Here is a 22039-nt window from a genome sequence, read left to right as displayed (position 1 = left end):
GCTGATGTGCCCATGGGTGTCTCCACCTCGTCCCCGGAAAAGGGGATTTCCGTCGTCACGGTCGACTTCCCGCCGGTGAACGCGCTGCCGGTGCGGGGCTGGTTCGACCTCGCCGACGCCGTGCGCGCGGCGGGCCGCGACCCCGGGACCCGCTGCGTCGTCCTCGGAGCCGAGGGACGCGGTTTCAACGCGGGCGTCGACATCAAGGAGATGCAGCGCGACACCACCGGTCATGGCGCGCTGATCGGCGCCAACCGCGGCTGCGCCGAGGCCTTCGCGGCGGTGTACGAGTGCGAGGTGCCCGTGGTCGCGGCGGTGCACGGCTTCTGCCTGGGCGGCGGCATAGGGCTGGTGGGGAACGCGGACGCGATCGTGGCGAGCGAGGACGCCACCTTCGGTCTGCCCGAGCTGGACCGGGGCGCGCTCGGCGCGGCCACGCATCTGGCCCGTCTCGTCCCCCAGCATCTGATGCGCGCCCTGTACTACACCTCGCGCGCGGCGACCGCGGCCGAGCTGCACACGCACGGCTCGGTGTGGAGGGTCGTGCCGCGCGAGGAACTGCGGGCGGCGGCGCTGGAGCTGGCGCGCGAGATAGCGGCCAAGGACGGACAGCTCATCCGGCTCGCCAAGGCCGCCATCAACGGCATCGATCCCGTCGACGTGCGCCGCAGCTACCGCTTCGAGCAGGGCTTCACCTTCGAGGCCAATCTCGCCGGCGTGGCCGACCGCGTCCGCGACACCTTCGGCAAGGAGGCACCCCGGTGAGCGACAAGACCATGTCGGCGCAGGACGTCGTCGGCCGGCTGGAGAGCGGGATGACCGTGGGCATCGGCGGCTGGGGCTCGCGCCGCAAGCCGATGGCCCTGGTGAGAGCACTGCTCCGCACCGGGATCACCGATCTCACCGTCGTCGCGTACGGCGGCCCGGACGTCGGCCTGCTCGCCGCGGCCGGACGGATCCGCACGCTCGTCACCGCGTTCGCGACGCTGGACTCCATCCCGCTCGAACCGCACTACCGGGCGGCCCGCGAGCGCGGCGCGTTCGAGCTGACGGAGGTGGACGAGGCGATGTTCATGTGGGGGCTGCACGCGGCGGCGAACCGGCTGCCGTTCCTGCCGGTTCGCGCGGGGCTCGGCTCGGACGTGATGCGGGTCAACCCGGGCCTGCGGACGGTCACTTCACCGTATCCCGACCCGGGATCGGGGATACGGGAGGAACTCGTCGCGATGCCCGCGCTGCGCCTGGACGCGGCCCTGGTCCACATGAACCGGGCGGACCGGCTGGGCAACGGGCAGTACCTGGGCCCGGACCCGTACTTCGACGACCTGTTCTGCGAGGCCGCGGACACGGCGTACGTCTCCTGCGAGCGGATCGTCGACACGGCGGAGCTGACCAAGGAGGCCGCGCCGCAGACCCTGCTGCTCCAGCGGTCGTCCGTGACGGGCGTCGTGGAGACACCGAACGGCGCGCACTTCACCTCGTGCGTCCCGGACTACGGGCGGGACGAGGCCTTCCAGAAGCTGTACGCGACCACGCCGTACGCCGAGTTCGCCGAGCGGTTCCTCGGCGGCGGCGAGCACGCCTATCAGAGCGCCGTCCAGGCCTGGCGGAAGGAGCGGGACCAGTGAACGCCGGTCGAGCCGAGTACTGCGTGATCGCCTGTGCCGAGGCCTGGCGGGACAACGGCGAGGTGCTCGCCAGTCCCATGGGCCTGATCCCGTCCATCGGCGCCCGGCTGGCCCGGCGCACCTTCTCGCCCGACCTGATGCTGACCGACGGCGAGGCGCTGCTCGTCGGCCTCGACGGCACCCCGGAGGGCTGGCTGCCGTACCGCAGACATCTGACGGCGGTGACCGGCGGGCGGCGGCACGTGATGATGGGCGCGAGCCAGATCGACCGGTTCGGCAACCAGAACATCTCGTGCGTCGGCGACTGGTCCCGGCCCCGGCGCCAGCTCCTCGGCGTGCGCGGCGCTCCGGTCAACACCCTGAACAATCCGACCAGTTACTGGATCCCGAGACATTCCCCGCGCGTCTTCGTGGAGCGGGTCGACATGGTGTGCGGGGTGGGGTACGACCGGGCCGCCGCCGCGGGCCCGAGCGCCACCCGCTTCCATCGCCTCCCCCGGGTGGTGACCGACCTCGCCGTCCTCGACTTCGCGACGCCCGACCACTCGATGCGGCTGGTGTCCGTGCACCCGGGCGTCACCGCCGAGCAGGTCCAGGAGGCGACGGGCTTCGAGCTGACGGTCCCGGACGAGGTCCCGTTCACCCGCGAACCGTCGGCGGAGGAGCTGGAGTTGATCCGCGCGGTGATCGACCCGAAGGGCCTGCGGAACCGGGAGGTGCCCGATCCGGAGAGCGGGGAACGGGACCGGGACGTGCCCGGTTCGCGTGGGGGTGGGCGCTGATGGAGACCGCGTTGACGGGGCTCGTCGGTGTCCGGCATCCCATCGTGCAGACCGGCATGGGCTGGGTGGCGGGGCCCCGGCTGGTCTCGGCGACGGCGAACGCGGGCGCGCTGGGCATCCTGGCCTCGGCGACGATGACACTCGACCAGCTCCGCGACGCGGTGCGGGAGGTCAAGTCCCGTACGGACCGGCCCTTCGGCGTGAATCTGCGCGCCGACGCGGGGGACGCGGGCGACCGCGTGCGGATCATCGTGGAGGAGGGCGTGCGCGTCGCGTCGTTCGCGCTCGCCCCTTCCCGTGAACTGATCGCCGGGCTGAAGGAGGCGGGGGTGATCGTCGTGCCGTCCGTCGGCGCCCGGCGGCACGCCGAGAAGGTGGCCGCCTGGGGGGCCGACGCGGTGATCGTGCAGGGCGGCGAGGGCGGCGGGCACACCGGGGAGGTGGCGACGAGCGTGCTGCTGCCCCAGGTGGTGGACGCCGTGGACATCCCGGTGGTGGCGGCGGGCGGCTTCCACGACGGGCGGGGGCTGGTGGCGGCGCTGGCCTACGGGGCGGCGGGCATCGCGATGGGCACGCGTTTCCTGCTGACCTCCGACTCGACCGTCCCCGAGGCGGTGAAGGCGAGGTACCTGGCGGCGACGGTGAAGGACATCACGGTGACGACGGCCGTCGACGGGCTGCCGCACCGCATGCTGCGCAGTGAGCTCGTCGACGCCCTGGAGAGTGCGGGCCGTACGAGGGCATTCGTCCAGGCCGTGCGCCGCGCGGCCGGATTCCGGCGGATCTCCGGGCTGTCCTGGTCCCGGATGATCCGCGACGGCCTCGCCATGAAGCACGGCAGGGACCTGTCCTGGAGTCAGGTCCTGCTCGCCGCCAACACGCCGATGCTCCTCAAGGCGTCGATGGTGGACGGCCGGACGGATCTCGGCGTGATGGCGTCGGGACAGGTCGCGGGGGTGATCGAGGATCTGCCGTCGTGCGCGGAACTGGTCGAGCGGGTGATGGCCGAGGCCCGGGAAACCCTCAACGTCCTTGCAATCAGGGGTGATTGAATGCGCGAATGAATCAGTCGATCAGAGAGCCGTGGGGCCTCAGCGTCTTCGGCGCCGGAAGCGTACGAGCCGAACCGCAGCTGGTGCGGGTGAAGCTGGCCGTGGACGTCCAGGAGCCCTCGCCCGACGAGGCGTTCCACAAGGCGGGGACGGCGGTGTCCCTGCTGCGCGAGACCGTGCGCCGGCACGGCATACCGGACGCCTCGGTCTCCGGCTCCAAGCTGAAGCTCAACTCCGAGTACGACGGGTACGGAGCGGGCCGCAAGTTCCTCGGCTACCGCTGCCAGGCGTCGTACATGATCGAGATCGAAGCGGTCGACGATCTTCAGCAGCTCATCGTGGACGCGGTCGACGCGGGCGCCAACCGTGTCGACGAGGTCACCTTCGACGTGCTCGACAAGCCCGCGATGCGGGACGAGGCACGGCGCAGGGCTGTCGCTGCGGCCCGCCGCAAGGCCACGGTGTACGCGGAGGCGGCGGGCGTCTCGCTGGGGACGGTCCTCCATGTGCAGGATGTGGACGCGGAGTCCTGGGAGTTCCGCGGCCATCGGGGTCACGGCGGCGGCGGTGGCAGCTCGGAGGGCGACCTGGCCCCAGGCATGGTCGAGGTCCACGCCGGTGTCCTGCTGGGCTTCTCGCTCGGCGGCTGACGTCCGTCCGGGAAGCACGCCTCCCGGGGCCTCGGGTTCGCGAGGCGGCAGTGCCCGGCACGGGCGGGGGACCACGCCGCGCACCGGCCTCGTCAGAGCCGTTCGATGATCGTCACGTTCGCCTGGCCGCCGCCCTCGCACATCGTCTGGAGGCCGAACCGGCCGCCGGTGCGCTCCAGTTCGTGCAGCAGGGTCGTCATCAGGCGCACGCCGGTGGCGCCGAGGGGGTGGCCGAGGGCTATGGCGCCGCCGTTGACGTTGACCTTCTCCGGGTCGGCGCCGGTCTCCTTGAGCCAGGCGAGGACGACCGGGGCGAACGCCTCGTTGATCTCGACGAGATCGAGGTCGCCGATGGACATGCCGGTCTTCTTCAGGGCGTACGCGGTGGCGGGAATGGGGGCCGAGAGCATCCGGATCGGGTCCTCGCCGCGTACCGAGAGGTGGTGGACGCGGGCGCGGGGGGTCAGGCCGTGTTCGCGGACCGCCCGTCCGGAGGCGAGCAGCATCGCGGCGGCGCCGTCGGAGACCTGGGAGGAGCAGGCGGCGGTGATGGTGCCGCCCTCGACGACCGGGTTCAGGGCCGCCATCTTCTCCAGGGTGGTGTCCCGGCGCGGCCCCTCGTCGACCGTGACGTCGCCGTGGGCGACGGTCTCGCGGGCGAAGCGGCCCTCGTCTGCGGCGCGGATCGCCCGCTGGTGGGAGCGCAGGGCGAACTCCTCCTGGTCGCGGCGGCTGATGCCCCATTTGGCGGCGATGAGTTCGGCGCCGTGGAACTGGTTGACAGGGCGGTCTCCGTAGCGTGCGCGCCAGCCCTCGCTGCCCGCGAAGGGGCCCTCGGTGAGGCCGAGCGGTTCGGCGGCCCGGCGGGAGGCGAAGGCGATGGGTATCTGGCTCATGTTCTGCACGCCGCCGGCGACGACCAGGTCCTGGGTGCCGGACAGGACGCCCTGGGCGGCGAAGTGCACGGCCTGCTGGGAGGACCCGCACTGCCGGTCGACGGTGACGCCCGGCACCTCCTCGGGCAGCCCGGCCGCCAGCCAGCTCGTGCGGGCGATGTCCCCGGCCTGCGGCCCGACCGTGTCCAGGCAGCCGAAGACGACGTCCTCGACGGCCGCCGGGTCCACGCCGGACCGTTCGACCAGGGCGTTGAGCACATGCGCGCCGAGGTCGGCCGGGTGGACCCCGCTCAGCCCTCCCCCGCGCCGCCCGACGGGCGTGCGGACCGCTTCGACGATGTAGGCCTCGGCCATGACGACTCCCTCGCGGACATGGGTGGTTCGCGCGTGGATCGCGCGTGGATCGCTTACGGCTCCTTGCGGACGGAGATGCCGTCGAGCACCATCGACAGGTACTGCCGGGCGATCTCCTCCGGGCTGTGCTGACCGCCGGGCCGGTACCAGGAGGCGGCGACCCACACGGTGTCGCGCACGAACCGGTAGGTGAGCCGGATGTCGAGGTCGGCCCGGAAGACCTCGGCGTCGACTCCGCGTTCCAGGGTGCTCAGCCACGCCTTCTCGAAGTTGCGCTGGGACTCGGCGAGGAAGGCGAAGCGTTCCTGGGCGGCGAGGTGCCGGGCCTCCTTCTGGTAGATCGCGACGGCCGCGCGGTGCCGGTCGATCTCCCGGAAGGACTCGGTGACCAGGGCCTCCAGGGTCTCCCGGGGGCCGAGTCCGGCGTCAAGGACGGTGTCGTAGCCGTCCCAGAGCTCGTCGAGGAAGGTCCGCAGGATCTCCTCCAGCATCGATTCCTTGGAGTCGAAGTGGTAGTAGAGACTGCCCGCGAGCATCCCGGCCTCGTCCGCGATCCTGCGTACGGTGGTGGCGTTGTAGCCCTGTTCGGCGAACACCTCGGCGGCGGTGCCGAGCAGTTCGCGGCGGCGCTCCGGGGTGGCGGTCACCTGGGGCTTCTTCTTGGTAGGCACACGGTCATTGTCGTCTCATGCGTGCTGGCTGCTCACGGACACGACCTCGCCGGTCAGGTACGAGGAGTAGCCGGAGGCGAGGAACACGATCACGTTGGCCACCTCCCAGGGTTCGGCGTACCGGCCGAAGGCCTCGCGGGCGGTGAGTTCCTCCAGCAGTTCGGGGGTGGTGACCTTCACCAGGTGGGGGTGCATGGCGAGGCTGGGCGAGACGGCGTTGACCCGTACCCCGTAGGCGGCGGCCTCGATCGCGGCGCAGCGGGTGAGCGCCATGACGCCTGCCTTCGCGGCGGCGTAGTGGGCCTGTCCTGACTGGGCGCGCCAGCCGACGACGGAGGCGTTGTTGACGACGACTCCGCCGTGGCCGCGCTCCTTGAGCCGGCGCAGCGCGGCGCGGGTGCAGCGGAACGTGCCGTTGAGTGTCACGTCGAGGACCTTGGACCACTGTTCGTCGGTCATGTCGACGAGGGGTGAGGTGCCGCCGAGGCCCGCGTTGTTGACGACGATGTCCAGTCGGCCGTGGAGGTCGGTGGCGGTGTCGAAGAGGGCCTGGACCTGGTCCTCGTCGGTGACGTCGCAGGGCAGTGCGCTCACCTTGCCGGGGCCGAACTCCGCGGCCAGGGTCTCGGCGGTCTCCTTGAGCCGACGGGTGTGCGCGTCGCCGATCAGGACGCGCGCGCCCTCCTCCAGGAACCGGCGTGCCGTGGCCCCGCCGATGCCGGCGCCCGCGGCGGCGGTGATGACGGCGGTGCGGCCCTTCAGCAGCCCGTGCCCGGGTACGTACGCCGGACTCTCGACGTCGCTCATGACTCCAAGCTAACCTACCAAACACTTGTTAGGGAAGCTTGTCGTCACCCCGAGCCCGACCCCGAAACCCCACCCCGAGCCCCGTCCGGAGCCCGCCGCCGAAAGGTGCCGCCGATGGATCTCACCCGCTCCCCCGCCGACGAGGCGTTCCGTGCCGAGGCCCGCGCCTGGCTGGACGCCCATGTCCCGGTGGTCCCGCTGCCCTCCCTGGAGACCGCGGAGGGCTTCGCCGCGCATCGCGCGTGGGAGGCCGAACTGGCCGCGGACCGCTGGTCGGTGGTGTCGTGGCCGACGGCGTACGGCGGCCGGGACGCGGACCTCGTGCGCTGGCTGGCCTTCGAGGAGGAGTACCACGCGGCGGGCGCGCCCGGCCGGGTCGGGCAGAACGGCGTCAGCCTCCTCGCGCCGACCCTCTTCGACCACGGCACCCCGGAGCAGCGCGCGCGGGTGCTGCCGCCCATGGCGACGGGCGAGGTGGTCTGGGCACAGGCGTGGTCCGAGCCCGAGGCGGGTTCGGACCTGGCGTCGCTGACCTCGCGCGCGGTGCGCGTGGACGGCGGCTGGCGCTTGAGCGGACAGAAGACCTGGTCGTCGCGGGCCGCGTTCGCCGACCGCGCGTTCGGCCTGTTCCGCAGCGAGCCCGGACTGCCGAAATCCCATCAGGGCCTGACGTATCTGATGTTCGACCTGCGCGCGCCCGGCGTGACGGTCCGTCCGATCGGCCGGCTGGACGGCAGGCCGGCCTTCGCGGAGCTGTTCCTGGACGAGGTGTTCGTCCCGGACGAGGACGTGATCGGCGAGCCGGGGCAGGGCTGGCGGGTGGCGATGTCGACGGCGGGCAACGAACGCGGTCTGACGCTGCGTTCGCCGGGCCGCTTCCTGGCCGCCGCCGACCGGCTGGCCGCGTTGTGGCGCACCCACGGCGACCCGTCCGACTCGGCCCTGCGCGACCGGGTGGCCGACGCGGTGATCGGCGCCCGCGCCTACCAGCTCTTCACGTACGCCAACGCCTCGCGGTTCCTCGAAGGGGAGAGTATCGGGCCGGAGTCCAGCCTGAACAAGGTGTTCTGGTCGGAGCTGGACATCGCACTGCACGAGACGGCGCTCGATCTGCTGGGCGCCGAGGGCGAGTTGGCGGACACCGAGTGGGCCGAGGGGTATGTGTTCTCGCTCGCGGGCCCCATCTACGCGGGCACCAACGAGATCCAGCGCGACATCATCGCCGAGCGGCTGCTCGGCCTCCCGAAGGGCCGCCGCTGATGCGCTTCCTCCTCGACGCCGAACAGCGCGCCTTCGCCGCCTCCCTGGACGCGATGCTGACGTCCGCGGACACGCCGTCGGCGGTACGGGCGTGGACCGGCGGCGACCAGGCGCCCGGCCGGGCCCTGTGGTCGCGGCTCGCCGACGCCGGGGTCTTCGCGCTGGCCGTCCCGGAGGCGTACGAGGGGGTGGGCCCGCTGCCCGTGGAACTGGCGGTAGCGTTCGTGGAGTTGGGGCGGCACGCGGTTCCGGGTCCGCTGGTGGAGACGGTCGCCTCGGCCGTCCTGCTGAGCGAACTGGGCGGGTCGGGCGAGCCGGGTCCGGCCGAGCGGCTGCTGCCGGGGCTGGCCTCGGGCAAGAGCGTCGCCACGCTGGCCCCGGCCGGCGGGTACGCGCTGGACGCGGACGCGGCGACGGTGCTGCTCGCGGTGGACGGCGACGCTCTGCGGCTCGCGCCCGGCCACGGCCCGGTGCGCGCGTCCACGGACCCGGCCCGACGGCTCGCCCTGCCGGAAACGGGCGGCGAACTCCTGGCGACCGGTCCGCAGGTCGCCCGCGCCGCCCGCCGGGCCGTGACCTGGGCCCGGCTCGCCACCGCCGCCCAGGCCCTCGGGGCGGGTCTCGCGCTCCTCGACCGGACCGTCGAACACGTCAAGCGGCGAACGCAGTTCGGGGTTCCCGTCGGTTCGTTCCAGGCGGTCAAGCACCGGCTCGCGGACGCGCTGATCGCCCTGGAGTTCGCGCGCCCGCTGCTGTTCGGGGCCGCGCTGTCGATGGCACCGGCGGACGTGGCCGCGGCGAAGGTCACGGCGGGCGAGGCCGCGTACGCCATGGCCCGGACGGCGTTGCAGCTGCACGGCGCGATCGGCTACACGGCCGAGTACGACCTGTCCCTCTGGTTCACCAAGGCGCGCGCCCTGCGGACGGCCTGGGGCACCCCGGGCGAGTGCAGGGCCGAGGCGCTGGCCGGTCTCAGTGGTGGTCGTCCCCGCTCGTGAGCTCCCGGTACTCCTCGGCCGTCGGCTTCGGGATCCGGGCGCCGGGCCCGTAGAGGGCGCGGGCCAGCCGGGCGCGCAGCCTTCGGGCGGGACCGGCCCGGCGGGCCACGCCGTTCGCGTCGACGAGCGGGCCGACCTCGTAGGGCGGCGCCTGTTCGTGCTGGGTGAGGGTGAACCGCTGTGCGGAGGTGAGCGGTTCGTGGACCTCGACGTACTCCCCGTGCGGCAGGAGTTTGATGACGCCGGACTCGCGCCCGTGCAACACCTTGTCGCGGTCGGCGCGTTGCAGCCCCAGACAGATCCTCTTCGTGACGACGTAGGCGAGTGCGGGCCCCGCGAACACGGCGACGCGGACGAACCAGGTGATCGCGTTGATCGACAGATGGAAGTGGGTGGCCCACAGGTCGTTGCCCCCGCCGACCAGCAGGACGGCGTACAGCGTGAGCCAGGCGACGCCGAGCGCGGTGCGGGTGGGCACGTTGCGGGGCCGGTCCAGGATGTGGTGCTCGCGCCGGTCGCCGGTGACCCATGCCTCGACGAACGGGTAGACGGCGATGGCGGTCATGATGAGCGGGAAGAGCGTGAAGGGGATGAAGACGCCCAACTGGAGTGTGTGGCCGAAGGCGTTGATCTCCCATCCCGGCATCACCCGGATCAGTCCCTCGGAGAAGCCGAGGTACCAGTCGGGCTGCGCGCCGGTGGTCACCAGGTCGGGGCGGTAGGGCCCGAAGGCCCACACGGGGTTGACGGTGGCGACCGCGCCCATGATCGCCAGGACTCCGAAGACCAGGAAGAAGAAACCGCCGGCCTTGGCCATGTAGACGGGCATGAACGGCATGCCGACGACCGACTTCTGGTCGCGGCCGGGCCCCGGGTACTGCGTGTGCTTGTGGTAGAAGACCAGGATCAGATGGGCGACGACCAGTCCCAGCATGATGCCCGGCAGCAGCAGGACATGGATCGGGAAGAACCGCGGGATGATGTCGTGCCCCGGGAACTCCCCGCCGAAGAGGAAGAAGGAGATGTACGTCCCCACGACGGGGATCGACAGGATGGCGCCCTGCGCGAAGCGGACGCCGGTGCCGGAGAGCAGGTCGTCGGGGAGCGAGTAGCCGGTCAGGCCGGTGATGAGGCCGAGCATCAACAGGGTCCAGCCGAACAGCCAGTTGACCTCGCGCGGCTTGCGGAACGCGCCGGTGAAGAACACCCGCATCATGTGGACGAGCATCCCGGCGAGGAAGACGAGCGCCGCCCAGTGGTGGATCTGCCGGATCAGCAGTCCGCCGCGCACGTCGAAGCTGATGTGGAGCGTGGACTCGTACGCCCGCGTCATGGTGATGCCGTTCAGCGGGACGTACGAGCCGTGGTAGACGACCTCGACGCCGCTCGGCTCGAAGAACAGGGTGAGATAGACGCCCGTGATGATCAGGACGAGGAAGCTGTAGAGGCAGACCTCGCCCAGCATGAAGGACCAGTGGTCCGGGAAGACCTTGCGCATGTTGGCCTTGGCCAGCGAGTAGACGCCCAGTCGTCCGTCGGCCCAGTCGGCGAGCCGCTCGCCCTTGCCGGTCTCGGCCGCGCGGCGGGCTCGCACGGTCCCCGCAGGGCCGGCGGCCTCCGAAGTCCCGCTCCCGGGATCTCCGTTCGCCGAAGGTCCCGCGGTCCGGCCGGAGTCGATCTCTCGTGCGCCCATAGGTCGCTCCCCTCGGCCCACCAGGGTGGCACGCCGCCCCGCCGAAGCCAACGGGGCGTCATGAGTGGGGTGTTGAGAAGTCCGGCCGGCCGCGACGAGATCGGTTCCGGCCACACGGACGTCCCGTCACGCGACGACGCGGGAACGCCGGGGATCGCGTCATGGTGCCGTCCCCGCCGTCCCCGTGCCGTCCCCACCCCGCCCCTGCCGTCTCGCGGACCCTGCCCTTCCCCGTCGACCGGGGTGTCGCTATTTTGATCTTCGCCGTCCCCACCGGCTCACCGTTCCCCCTACCCGTGCGTTCCGAGGAGCCGGCCGTGGAGTCCGAGTCCGCCGTCACCACCTGCTACCGCCACCCCAAGGTGGAGTCGCATGTGCGCTGCACCCGCTGCGACCGCTACATATGCCCGAGCTGCATGCGCGAGGCGGCCGTCGGCCATCAGTGCGTGGAGTGCGTGAAGGAGGGCGCGAAGTCCATCCGGCAGGCCCGCACGGCCTTCGGCGGCCGGATCTCGACGGTGCCGGCGGTGACGTACGCCCTCATCGGTCTCAATCTGCTGGCCTACCTGGCCGAACTGCTGCGTTCCTCGGTCGTGGACCGGTTCGCGATGCTCGGCGCCGGTCTGGTGGGCGCGGACGGGGGTCACTACCTCTGGGACGCCGCGTACTCCCCGGACTACAACGCGGAGGGCTTGGTCAACGGGGAGTGGTACCGGTTGCTGACCGGCGCGTTCCTGCATCTGCCGCCCACCGAGGGCGCCTTCGGGATCGCTCACATCGCGATGAACATGTTCGCGCTGTGGAACATCGGCCGGACCGTCGAGGCCCAGCTCGGCCGGGTCCGCTACCTCGCGCTGTACCTGCTGTCGGCGCTCGGCGGCTCGGTCCTGGTGCTGCTGCTCGCACCGCAGGAGCAGACGCTCGGCGCGTCGGGCGCGATCTTCGGCATCGGCGCCGCGTACTACGTGATGGCCCGGCGGCTCGGCGCGGACATGGGGAACGTCAACCGGTTCATGGGGGGCCTGCTGATCTGGCTGCTGATCTCGGCGGGGCTCACGTCCTGGCAGGGCCACCTGGGCGGGCTGCTGGCGGGCGGGGTCGTGACGGCGGCCTACGCGTACGCTCCCCGCGGCCGTCTGCGGGCGCCGATCCAGGCGGCCGTCTGCGCGGGGCTTCTCATAGCGCTGGTGGTCCTCACGCTGCTGAAGGTGTCGGCGCTGAGAACCGGCGCGGTGTAGCTCCCAGGCGGACGGGCCCGCCGCGGCACGGGCGGGCCCTGCCCGGAACGCCGGGCCGGGCGCGCTCCGGTGGCCGGCCGGCGAGGTGACCGAAGCCGGGGACGCGTGTCCCGCCCGAGTGGCACAGGCGTGCTGCACCCGTGCGGTACCGGGGTTTCCCCGCCCGTACGCCCTCCCTGCGTACCCTGTGCGTCATGAAACGTGCGGGTTTCCTGTTGTTCGCCGTCGCCCCCGTGCTGGTGACGGCGGCGGTCTACCTCGTCACGCCCGAGCACACGGCCACGGCCGACGCCAAGCACCCGGCGTCCGTGTCGCAGAAGGCCCGTGAGAAGGACAAGGCCGAGGCCGGGCGGGCGGCAGACGACGAGGTCGTGCACGACGTGCCGGCGGGCCTCGCCGCTCCGGACAAGAAGGAACTGGCCCAGGAGATCGTGGCGAGCGCCGAGAACTCCACGCTCAAGTGGCACGAGGCGTACGGCTACGTCGAGGACATCGGTGACGGCCAGGGCTACACGGCGGGCGTCGTCGGCTTCTGCACCGGCACCCACGACCTGCTCACCCTCGTCGAGCGCTACACCGAGGAACACCCGGGCAACGGGCTCGCCCGCTATCTCCCGGCCCTGCGCGAGGTCGACGGCACGGACTCCCACGAGGGCCTGGACCCGGGCTTTCCCGCGGCCTGGCGCCACGAGGCCACGCTCGCCGCGTTCCGCAGGGCTCAGGACGAGGAACGCGACCGGGTGTACTTCGACCCCGCCGTCCGGCGCGCCAAGCTCGACGGCCTCGGCACGCTCGGCCAGTTCATCTACTACGACGCCATCGTGCTGCACGGTCCCGGCACCAGCGACAACAGCTTCTACGGGCTGCGCAGACGCGCCATGCGCGAGGCGAACCCGCCGTCCGAGGGCGGCGACGAGAAGACGTACCTCGACATCTTCCTGGACATCCGCCGCGCGGCCATGAAGTCCAAGAACCCCCGGCGCGACACCACCCGCATCGACACGGCCCAGCGCCAGTTCCTCTACGACGGGAACCTCGACCTGCACACACCGCTGCGGTGGAAGGTGTACGGCGAGACGTACCGCGTGCCGTGAGCGGGAGAAGCGGGCGGGCATGCGGCGGCGCCTGCCAGGTCGTCCGGTCGGGGACAGTGAGGCAGGCGCCGTCTCGTGTTCCGCACGCCTTTGTGCGGGACGTTCTGGGGTGACCGTCAGGTCACGTGTTGCCGGGTCGGACCATCGGGGGTCAGACCGTCAGCGAGCGGTCCGTCGGACGGATCGGGGCCGGCAGGTCGCTCGCACCCGTGAGGAAGCGGTCGACACCACGGGCGGCCGAGCGGCCCTCCGCGATGGCCCAGACGATGAGGGACTGGCCGCGGCCCGCGTCACCGGCGACGTACACGCCGGGAACGTTGGTCGCGAAGTCGGCGTCGCGGGCGATGTTGCCGCGCTCGTCGAGCTCCAGACCGAACTGGGAGACCACGCCGTTCTCGACGTCCGTGCCGGTGAAGCCCATCGCCAGCGTCACCAGCTGGGCGGGGATCTTGCGCTCCGTGCCCGGCTTCTGGTTCAGCTTGCCGCCGGTGAACTCTACCTCGACCAGGTGCAGCCACTGGACGTTGCCGTCCTCGTCGCCCTCGAAGTGGGTGGTGTTGACGGAGTAGACCCGCTCACCGCCCTCCTCGTGCGCGGAGGTGACCTTGTAGAGCATCGGGAACGTCGGCCAGGGCTGGCCCGGGTTCCGCTCCTCGCCCGGCCGCGGCATGATCTCCAGCTGGGTGACCGAGGCCGCGCCCTGGCGGTGGGCGGTGCCCACGCAGTCCGCGCCCGTGTCGCCGCCGCCGATGACCACGACGTGCTTGCCCTCGGCGGTGATCGGGGGCGCCACGAAGTCGCCCTCCTGCACCTTGTTGGCCAGCGGCAGGTACTCCATGGCCTGGTGGACGCCGTTCAGCTCCCGCCCGGGGACGGGGAGGTCACGGGCGGTCGTCGCGCCGGCCGCGATGACCACGGCGTCGTACCGCTTGCGCAGGTCCGTCGCCTTGAGGTCGCGGCCGATCTCGATGCCCGTGCGGAAGCGGGTGCCCTCCGCGCGCATCTGCTCGATGCGGCGGTTGATGTGCCGCTTCTCCATCTTGAACTCGGGGATGCCGTAGCGCAGCAGGCCGCCGACGCGGTCGGCGCGCTCGTACACCGCGACCGTGTGACCGGCGCGCGTGAGCTGCTGTGCGGCGGCGAGTCCGGCGGGACCGGAACCGATGACCGCGACCGTCTTGCCGGACAGGCGCTCGGGGGCCTGGGCCGCGACGGAGCCGCTGTCCCACGCCTGGTCGATGATCGAGACCTCGACGTTCTTGATGGTCACGGCGGGCTGGTTGATGCCGAGCACACACGCCGACTCGCACGGGGCGGGGCACAGCCGGCCCGTGAACTCCGGGAAGTTGTTCGTGGCGTGCAGCCGCTCGGAGGCGGCCTGCCAGTCCTCGCGGTACGCGTAGTCGTTCCACTCGGGGATCAGGTTGCCCAGCGGACAGCCGTTGTGGCAGAACGGGATGCCGCAGTCCATGCAGCGCGAGGCCTGCTTGGAGATGATCGGGAGCAGCGAGCCCGGAACGTAGACCTCGTTCCAGTCCTTGAGACGCACGTCCACGGGACGGGACTTGGCGACCTCACGGCCGTGGTTCAGAAAGCCCTTGGGATCAGCCATTGGTCGCCGCCTCCATCATCTTCTCGGTGATCTCGGACTCGGGGAGTCCGGCTCGCTCGGCGGCGTCCTTGGCGGCGAGCACTGCCTTGTAGGCACTGGGAATGATCTTGCTGAAGCGGTCCACGGCGGCGGGCCACTCGGCGAGCAGCTTCTCGGCGACCGTCGAGGCGGTCTCCTCCGCGTGCCGGCGCACGACGTCGTGCAGCCACTGCTTGTCGGTGTCGTCGAGTTCCTCGACGGCTCCCGCGTTGCCGACGTTCACGTTGTCGGGGTCGAGGTCGATCACGTACGCGACACCGCCGGACATGCCGGCCGCGAAGTTGCGGCCCGTCTCGCCGAGGACGACCGCGCGGCCGCCGGTCATGTACTCGCAGCCGTGGTCGCCCACGCCCTCGGAGACCACCGTCGCGCCGGAGTTGCGGACGCAGAAGCGCTCGCCGGTGCGGCCGCGCAGGAAGAGCTCGCCGCCCGTCGCGCCGTACGCGATGGTGTTGCCCGCGATGGTCGAGTACTCGGCGAGGTGGTCGGCGCCCCGGTCGGGACGGACGATCACCCGGCCGCCGGAGAGGCCCTTGCCGACGTAGTCGTTGGCGTCGCCCTCCAGGCGCAGCGTGATGCCGCGGGGCAGGAAGGCGCCGAAGGACTGGCCGGCGGAGCCCGTGAAGGTGATGTCGATGGTGTCGTCGGGCAGGCCCGCGCCGCCGAACTTCTTCGTCACCTCGTGGCCGAGCATGGTGCCGACCGTGCGGTTGATGTTGCGGATCGCGACCTGGGCGCGGACCGGCTGGGCGTCGGTCGCGGAGTCCGCGGCGAGCGCGTCGGCGGCGAGCTTGATCAGCTCGTTGTCGAGCGCCTTCTCCAGGCCGTGGTCCTGCTCGATGACCTGGTGCAGGGAGGCGCCCTCGGGCAGTTCGGGCACGTAGAAGAGCGGGGACAGGTCCAGTCCCTGCGCCTTCCAGTGGGTGATGGCGCGCTCCACGTCGAGGTTCTCGGCGTGGCCGACGGCCTCTTCGATGGTGCGGAAGCCGAGCTCGGCGAGGATCTCGCGGACCTCTTCGGCGATGAACTTGAAGAAGTTCACGATGTACTCGGCCTTGCCGGCGAACCGCTCGCGCAGCACCGGGTTCTGGGTGGCGATGCCGACCGGGCAGGTGTCGAGGTGGCAGACGCGCATCATGACGCAGCCGGAGACGACGAGCGGCGCGGTCGCGAAACCGAACTCCTCGGCGCCGAGCAGCGCGGCGATGACGACGTCGCGGCCGGTCTTGAGCTGGCCGTCGGTCTGGACGACGATGCGGTCGCGCAGGCCGTTGAGCAGCAGGGTCTGCTGGGTCTCGGCGAGGCCGAGCTCCCAGGGGCCGCCCGCGTGCTTGAGGGAGGTCAGCGGGGAGGCGCCCGTTCCGCCGTCGTGGCCGGAGATGAGGACGACGTCCGCGTGGGCCTTGGAGACACCGGCGGCGACCGTGCCGACACCGACCTCGGAGACCAGCTTCACGTGGATGCGGGCCTTCGGGTTGGCGTTCTTGAGGTCGTGGATCAGCTGAGCCAGGTCCTCGATGGAGTAGATGTCGTGGTGCGGCGGCGGGGAGATGAGACCGACGCCGGGGGTGGAGTGGCGGGTCTTGGCGACCCACGGGTAGACCTTGTGGCCGGGCAGCTGGCCGCCCTCGCCGGGCTTGGCGCCCTGCGCCATCTTGATCTGGATGTCGTCGGCGTTGACGAGGTACTCGGACGTGACGCCGAAGCGGCCGGAGGCGACCTGCTTGATCGACGAGCGGCGGGCCGGGTCGTACAGCCGGTCCGCGTCCTCGCCGCCCTCACCGGTGTTGGACTTGCCGCCCAGCTGGTTCATGGCGATGGCGAGGGTCTCGTGCGCCTCCTTGGAGATGGAGCCGTACGACATGGCGCCGGTCGAGAAGCGCTTGACGATCTCGGAGACGGGCTCGACCTCGTCGAGGGAGATCGGGGTGCGGTCCGAGGTGAAGCCGAACAGGCCGCGCAGCGTCATCAGTCGCTCGGACTGCTCGTTCACGCGGCCCGTGTACTTCTTGAAGATCTCGTAGCTGCCGGAGCGCGTCGAGTGCTGGAGGCGGAAGACCGTCTCCGGGTCGAACAGGTGGGGCTCGCCCTCGCGGCGCCACTGGTACTCGCCGCCTATGTCCAGGGCGCGGTGCGCGGGCGCGATGCCGGAGGCCGGGTAGGCCTTGGCGTGCCGGGCGGCGACCTCCTTGGCGACGACGTCGAGGCCGGCGCCGCCGATCTTGCTGGCCGTGCCGTTGAAGTACTTCTCGACGAAGGCCTTCTCCAGGCCGACGGCCTCGAAGACCTGGGCGCCGCGGTAGGAGGCGACGGTCGAGATGCCCATCTTGGACATGACCTTCAGGACGCCCTTGCCGAGGGCGTAGATCAGGTTGCGGATGGCCTGCTCGGGCTCGATGCCCTGGAGGAAGGTGCCGGCGCGGACCAGGTCCTCGACGGACTCCATGGCCAGGTAGGGGTTGACCGCCGCGGCGCCGAAGCCGATGAGCAGGGCGACGTGGTGGACCTCGCGGACGTCTCCGGCCTCGACCAGCAGGCCCACCTGGGTGCGCTGCTTGGTGCGGATGAGGTGGTGGTGGACGGCCGCGGTGAGCAGCAGCGAGGGGATCGGCGCGTGCTCGGCGTCGGAGTGGCGGTCCGACAGGACGATCAGGCGGGCGCCGTTCTCGATGGCGGCGTCGGCCTCGGCGCAGATCTCCTCGATGCGGGCGGCGAGGCGCTCGCCGCCGCCGGAGACCCGGTACAGGCCGGACAGCGTCGCGGCCTTCATGCCGGGCATGTCGCCGTCGGCGTTGATGTGGATGAGCTTGGCCAGCTCGTCGTTGTCGATCACCGGGAAGGGCAGGGTGACGCTGCGACAGGAGGCGGCCGTCGGCTCCAGCAGGTTGCCCTGCGGGCCCAGCGAGGAGCGCAGGGAGGTGACCAGCTCTTCGCGGATCGCGTCCAGCGGCGGGTTGGTGACCTGCGCGAACAGCTGGGTGAAGTAGTCGAAGAGCAGACGCGGGCGCTGCGAGAGCGCGGCGATCGGCGAGTCGGTGCCCATCGAACCGATCGGTTCGGCGGCGGCCTTGGCCATCGGCGCGACGATGATCCGCAGCTCCTCCTCCGTGTAGCCGAAGGTCTGCTGGCGGCGGGTGACCGAGGCGTGGGTGTGCACGATGTGCTCGCGCTCGGGGAGGTCGGAGAGTTCGATCTCGCCGGCTTCCAGCCACTCGGCGTAGGGCTTCTCGGCGGCGAGACCGGCCTTGATCTCGTCGTCCTCGATGATGCGGTGCTCGACGGTGTCGACGAGGAACATCTTGCCGGGCTGGAGGCGGCCCTTGCGGACGACCTTGGCGGGGTCGATGTCGAGGACGCCGACCTCGGAGCCGAGGACGACGAGGCCCTCGTCGGTGACCCAGTAGCGGCCGGGGCGCAGACCGTTGCGGTCGAGGACCGCGCCGACCTGGCTGCCGTCGGTGAAGGTGACGCAGGCCGGGCCGTCCCAGGGCTCCATCATCGTGGAGTGGAACTGGTAGAAGGCGCGCCGGGCCGGGTCCATGGAGTCGTGGTTCTCCCACGCCTCCGGGATCATCATCAGCACGGAGTGCGGGAGCGAGCGGCCGCCGAGGTGCAGGAGTTCGAGCACCTCGTCGAAGGAGGCCGAGTCGGAGGCGTCCGGCGTGCAGACGGGGAAGATCCGCTGCAGCTTGTCGTTGTCCCCGAACAGGTCCGAGACGAGCTGGGACTCGCGGGCGACCATCCAGTTGCGGTTGCCCTTGACCGTGTTGATCTCGCCGTTGTGCGCGACGAAGCGGTACGGGTGGGCGAGCGGCCAGCTCGGGAACGTGTTGGTGGAGAACCGGGAGTGCACGAGCGCGATCGCGGAGGCGAAGCGGCGGTCGGACAGGTCCGGGAAGAAGGGTTCGAGCTGGCCGGTGGTCAGCATGCCCTTGTAGACGATGGTCCGCGCGGACAGCGAGGGGAAGTAGACGCCGGCCTCGCGCTCGGCGCGCTTGCGCAGCACGAACGCGGTGCGGTCGAGGTCGATGCCCTGGCTTTCGCCGTCGCTGACGAAGATCTGGTGGAAGGCCGGCATCGTCGAGCGGGCGGTGGCGCCGAGGAGTTCGGGGGCGACCGGGACCTCGCGCCAGCCGAGGACGGTGAGGCCCTCTTCGGCGGCGATCGTCTCGATGCGTGAGACGGCGTCGGCCGTGCCGTCCTCGGGGAGGAAGGCGATGCCCACCGCGTACGCGCCGGCTGCGGGGAGTTCGAATCCGGTCACCTCGCGGAAGAAGGCGTCCGGGACCTGGGAGAGGATGCCCGCGCCGTCACCCGAGTCGGGCTCGGAGCCGGTGGCACCGCGGTGTTCCAGGTTGCGCAGAACGGTGAGCGCCTGCTCGACCAGCGCGTGGCTCGCCTCGCCGGTGAGGGTGGCCACGAAGCCGACGCCACAGGCGTCGTGCTCGTTGCGGGGGTCGTACATACCCTGCGCAGCAGGGCGAGCATCCATGAAGGACCACTTCTGGTCGTTCGTGGAGTGCTGGGACGGCTGGCGCGGCGTACGCATCGGCTCTCCCGTCGTCGTCGGGGCGGGGGGTCCCTCCCATGCCTTGAGGCTCAGGGGGGAGACAGCTGCCGAGGGACGACGTTGGCCCTCTGTTGGTGCAAAATTTCGTGCAGGTTACATGATGGAGCGATTCTCGGGAACCGGATACCGCGTTCCAACATGCGGACACCACGGGGTCGCGGCGGGGTACCGCGCTCGGCGGTGGAAGGTACGGGAACCCAAGAGAGACCTGAGCAGGACCTGAGCGGGACCTAAGCGGACAGATCAATGACCGTCGGCCCGGTTCGCGGCAGAGATCGTGATCCGCCGCGAGAAGTGCGGAGCAGGCGTCATTGCCTGCGGCGCTTACGGCTCATGCCCAGTGGTTAAGGAATCGAAACCGCCGGGTAACGACTACTTATGCAGTCCCTTGCATAGGTGATCGAGGCATCATCCTACGGCCGCACCGAACAGACTGCCCAGGGCGTACGTCACACCCGCCGCGGCAGCGCCGAGAGCGAGCTGCCGGAGCCCGCTGAACCACCAGGACCGCGCGGTGACCTTGGCCACGACGGCACCGCACGCGAAGAGTCCGAGGGTCGCGAGAACCAGCGCCGGCCACAGCGCGGTCGCGCCCAGCAGAAACGGCAGTACGGGGAGCAGCGCGCCGAGTGCGAACGAGCCGAAGCTGGACACGGCGGCGACGGCCGGGGAGGGCAGGTCACCGGGGTCTATGCCGAGCTCCTCGCGCGCGTGGATCTCCAAGGCCTGCTCGGGATCGCGGGAGAGCTGCCGGGCGACCTCCCGGGCCAGCTCGGGCTCGACGCCACGGGCCTCGTACAGCGCGGCCAGCTCGCGCTCCTCGTCCATGGGGTGCTTGCGCAGCTCGCGGCGCTCGACATCGAGTTCCGCCTCGACGAGCTCACGCTGCGAGGCGACGGAGGTGTACTCGCCGGCGGCCATCGAGAAGGCGCCGGCCGCGAGGCCCGCGAGTCCGGTGATGACGATCGTCTGCTGGGAGACGGCCCCGCCGGCGACGCCGGTCATCAGGGCGAGGTTGGAGACCAGGCCGTCCATCGCGCCGAACACGGCGGGGCGCAGCCATCCGCCGTTCACGTCGCGGTGGGTGTGGTTGTCGCGGTGCGCCGCGTGCAGCGTCGCCTCGGTCTCGATGATCGCCATGCGGGTCCCCCGGAGTGCGTGATTGGACTGTTTCCACTTTTTGACAACTCCGAAAGTACGCCTCCACATTCCCCGCCGCCAGCAAGGAAAGGCTGCGCTAACCTGCGCTTTTGCCGTTCGATGCTCATCCGTGGCATGTCATGCACATATGTCGACCGGGTGACAGTGGGGCCCGTAAGGCTCCTGTCAACCGCCAAGGTGGGACAGATCCGCAAAGGGTTCCGCGTGCCGCATTCCGCGCACCTGCGGGGGCCCTGAGAGGAGAGGCACGTATGGCTTCCATCGCCTGCATTCCCTCGGCCCCGGCATCCGGGAACGCCGCCGGTCTCCGTGACCGGGCCCGCGGCGCACTGCTCGGACTCGCCGTCGGGGACGCGCTGGGCGCACCCGCCGAGAACATGAAGCCGTCGGAGATCCGCGCCAGATGGGGCCGGATCACCGGATACGTCGCCGAGCATCCGGCAGGGACGGACGACACCGAGTACGCGATCTTCTCGGGGCTGCTGCTGGCCAGGCACGGCTCGGCGCTGACGGTGGCCCACGTCGAATCGGCCTGGCACGAGTGGATCGCGGACCGCGACGAGGGGCCGTTCCGCGGGGCCGGATTCAGTGAGCGCGGAACACTGGAGAACCTCCGCAGGGGGCTCGCGGCGCCCATCACCGCCCAGCACCGGCACGCCTGGAGCGACGGTCTCGCCATGCGCGCGGCGCCCTTCGGCGTCTTCGCGGCCGGCCGGCCCGCCGAGGCGGCCCGGCTCGTGGCGATCGACGGCTCGGTGAGCCACGAGGGTGAGGGCATCTACGGCGGCCAGGCGGTCGCGGCGGGGGTCGCCGCCGCGATGGCGGGCGCTCCCACCATCGCGGTCGTGGCCTCCGCGCTGGCCGTCGTCCCGGACGACTCGTGGACGGCCCGCTCGCTGCGCCGCGCGGTCGCGGTGGCCCACCGCGGCGAACGGGCGGTGCGGTCCGCGGTGGTGATCGGCGGCTACCCGTGGACCGACCTGGCACCCGAGGCCGTGGCCCTCGCCTTCGGGGCGTACGCGGCGGCGGACGGCGAGTTCACGGAGTCGGTGCTCACCGCGGTGAACATGGGCCGCGACGCCGACACGACGGCCGCGGTGGCCGGAGCGCTGGCGGGCGCGACCCGGGGCATGTCCTCGATCCCCGCCGAGTGGGCGGCGGCCATCGGACCGGCCCTCGGCAGCTGCCTCCCCTCGATGGAGGGCCACCACATCCTGGACGTGGCGGAACTCCTGACCCCGGAGAACGGGGAGAAGTGGGGCGCCGGGGGGCGCGTACCACCCACCCCGGAGTCGTACGCGGTTCCGGCCCCGGACGCGTACGTCCTCTCCGCCCCGGACGCCTGCCCGGCACCCTCCGCCGACACCGAGGCCCACCGATGAGCCCCGGCCTGGCCGGCGACGAGCCCGGCGAACGCACCGGCGAGGGCGCCGCCTCGGCGACACCCCCGGAACCCCCCGCACCCGGCCCGGAAAGCGGGCCGAGCGCCCCCGGCCCGGCGGCCGAGCCGCTTTCCGCCGGGCCGGTGGCGCCG

At 71.4% G+C, this 22039-nt stretch carries 17 protein-coding genes; 10 read left to right on the top strand and 7 right to left on the bottom strand.

Annotated elements, in window-relative coordinates; all coding sequences use genetic code 11:
- The first annotated feature begins 12 nt into the window (after positions 1 to 12).
- Genes ACZ6KY_RS01355 through ACZ6KY_RS01335 form a run of 5 tightly spaced genes read left to right on the top strand, consistent with a single transcriptional unit; the run spans position 13 to position 4112 of the window.
- Positions 13 to 765, top strand: a complete 753-nt coding sequence (locus ACZ6KY_RS01355) for an enoyl-CoA hydratase family protein (protein ID WP_469308239.1) — start codon at positions 13 to 15, stop codon at positions 763 to 765.
- The gene (locus ACZ6KY_RS01350; RefSeq protein WP_469308238.1) at positions 762 to 1628 is read left to right on the top strand and encodes a CoA transferase subunit A; all 867 of its coding nucleotides are present in this window, start codon (positions 762 to 764) and stop codon (positions 1626 to 1628) included. Before ACZ6KY_RS01355 ends, ACZ6KY_RS01350 begins: the two co-directional genes overlap by 4 nt.
- The gene (locus ACZ6KY_RS01345) at positions 1625 to 2410 is read left to right on the top strand and encodes a CoA-transferase subunit beta (protein WP_469308237.1); all 786 of its coding nucleotides are present in this window, start codon (positions 1625 to 1627) and stop codon (positions 2408 to 2410) included. The genes ACZ6KY_RS01350 and ACZ6KY_RS01345 overlap by 4 nt, the downstream gene beginning before the upstream one ends.
- Positions 2410 to 3462, top strand: a complete 1053-nt coding sequence (locus ACZ6KY_RS01340) for an NAD(P)H-dependent flavin oxidoreductase (RefSeq protein ID WP_469308236.1) — start codon at positions 2410 to 2412, stop codon at positions 3460 to 3462. Before ACZ6KY_RS01345 ends, ACZ6KY_RS01340 begins: the two co-directional genes overlap by 1 nt.
- 8 nt (positions 3463 to 3470) lie before the next feature.
- Entirely contained in the window at positions 3471 to 4112 is a 642-nt protein-coding gene (locus ACZ6KY_RS01335; RefSeq protein ID WP_469308235.1) for an SIMPL domain-containing protein, read from the top strand.
- A gap of 92 nt (positions 4113 to 4204) precedes the next feature.
- On the opposite strand, the gene ACZ6KY_RS01330 is transcribed toward ACZ6KY_RS01335, so the two are convergent.
- From ACZ6KY_RS01330 to ACZ6KY_RS01320, 3 genes are read right to left on the bottom strand one after another with little or no spacing between them, the layout of a single operon-like run.
- The gene (locus tag ACZ6KY_RS01330; protein ID WP_469308234.1) at positions 4205 to 5362 is read right to left on the bottom strand and encodes an acetyl-CoA C-acetyltransferase; all 1158 of its coding nucleotides are present in this window, start codon (positions 5360 to 5362) and stop codon (positions 4205 to 4207) included.
- A 53-nt stretch (positions 5363 to 5415) separates the two neighbouring features.
- Entirely contained in the window at positions 5416 to 6033 is a 618-nt protein-coding gene (locus tag ACZ6KY_RS01325; RefSeq protein WP_469308233.1) for a TetR/AcrR family transcriptional regulator, read from the bottom strand.
- 15 nt (positions 6034 to 6048) lie between these two features.
- Positions 6049 to 6840, bottom strand: coding sequence for an SDR family oxidoreductase (locus tag ACZ6KY_RS01320; protein WP_469308232.1), 792 nt, complete (start codon positions 6838 to 6840; stop codon positions 6049 to 6051).
- A gap of 114 nt (positions 6841 to 6954) precedes the next feature.
- Between ACZ6KY_RS01320 and ACZ6KY_RS01315 the strand changes: the two genes are divergently transcribed.
- A complete protein-coding gene (locus ACZ6KY_RS01315) occupies positions 6955 to 8100 on the top strand; it encodes an acyl-CoA dehydrogenase family protein (RefSeq protein WP_469308231.1) in 1146 nt (381 codons plus the stop codon).
- On the top strand, positions 8100 to 9098 hold the full coding sequence (locus ACZ6KY_RS01310; RefSeq protein ID WP_469308230.1) for an acyl-CoA dehydrogenase family protein: 999 nt from the start codon (positions 8100 to 8102) through the stop codon (positions 9096 to 9098). Before ACZ6KY_RS01315 ends, ACZ6KY_RS01310 begins: the two co-directional genes overlap by 1 nt.
- Here the strand turns inward: ACZ6KY_RS01310 and qcrB are convergent.
- Positions 9073 to 10791: a cytochrome bc1 complex cytochrome b subunit gene (qcrB, locus tag ACZ6KY_RS01305; protein ID WP_469308229.1), complete on the bottom strand. Its 1719-nt coding sequence runs from the start codon at positions 10789 to 10791 to the stop codon at positions 9073 to 9075. The two genes, ACZ6KY_RS01310 and qcrB, sit on opposite strands and share 26 nt — an antisense overlap.
- Positions 10792 to 11108: 317 nt before the next feature.
- Here qcrB and ACZ6KY_RS01300 point away from each other — a divergent pair, with 317 nt between their 5' ends.
- Both ACZ6KY_RS01300 and ACZ6KY_RS01295 read left to right on the top strand, forming a co-directional pair.
- Entirely contained in the window at positions 11109 to 12029 is a 921-nt protein-coding gene (locus ACZ6KY_RS01300; protein ID WP_469308228.1) for a rhomboid family intramembrane serine protease, read from the top strand.
- A gap of 194 nt (positions 12030 to 12223) precedes the next feature.
- Positions 12224 to 13123, top strand: a complete 900-nt coding sequence (locus ACZ6KY_RS01295) for a chitosanase (protein ID WP_469308227.1) — start codon at positions 12224 to 12226, stop codon at positions 13121 to 13123.
- 151 nt (positions 13124 to 13274) lie between these two features.
- Here ACZ6KY_RS01295 and ACZ6KY_RS01290 read toward each other — a convergent pair whose 3' ends face one another.
- The 3 genes from ACZ6KY_RS01290 to ACZ6KY_RS01280 all read right to left on the bottom strand — a co-directional run bounded on the left by ACZ6KY_RS01290 (position 13275) and on the right by ACZ6KY_RS01280 (position 20484).
- Positions 13275 to 14735, bottom strand: coding sequence for a glutamate synthase subunit beta (locus ACZ6KY_RS01290; RefSeq protein ID WP_469308226.1), 1461 nt, complete (start codon positions 14733 to 14735; stop codon positions 13275 to 13277).
- Positions 14728 to 19323, bottom strand: coding sequence for a glutamate synthase large subunit (gene gltB, locus ACZ6KY_RS01285; RefSeq protein ID WP_469308225.1), 4596 nt, complete (start codon positions 19321 to 19323; stop codon positions 14728 to 14730). Before gltB ends, ACZ6KY_RS01290 begins: the two co-directional genes overlap by 8 nt.
- A 429-nt stretch (positions 19324 to 19752) precedes the next feature.
- Positions 19753 to 20484 (bottom strand): VIT1/CCC1 transporter family protein, encoded by a 732-nt coding sequence (locus tag ACZ6KY_RS01280; RefSeq protein WP_469308224.1) that lies wholly within the window; start codon positions 20482 to 20484, stop codon positions 19753 to 19755.
- 272 nt (positions 20485 to 20756) lie between these two features.
- Between ACZ6KY_RS01280 and ACZ6KY_RS01275 the strand changes: the two genes are divergently transcribed.
- Entirely contained in the window at positions 20757 to 21887 is a 1131-nt protein-coding gene (locus ACZ6KY_RS01275) for an ADP-ribosylglycohydrolase family protein (RefSeq protein WP_469308223.1), read from the top strand.
- Positions 21888 to 22039: the final 152 nt, after the last annotated feature.

The sequence above is a fragment of the Streptomyces sp. NPDC042002 genome, assembly GCF_055588305.1.
The sequence above is the reverse complement of the archived record's forward strand: the minus strand, read 5'-3'. Positions and strand labels throughout refer to the sequence as shown.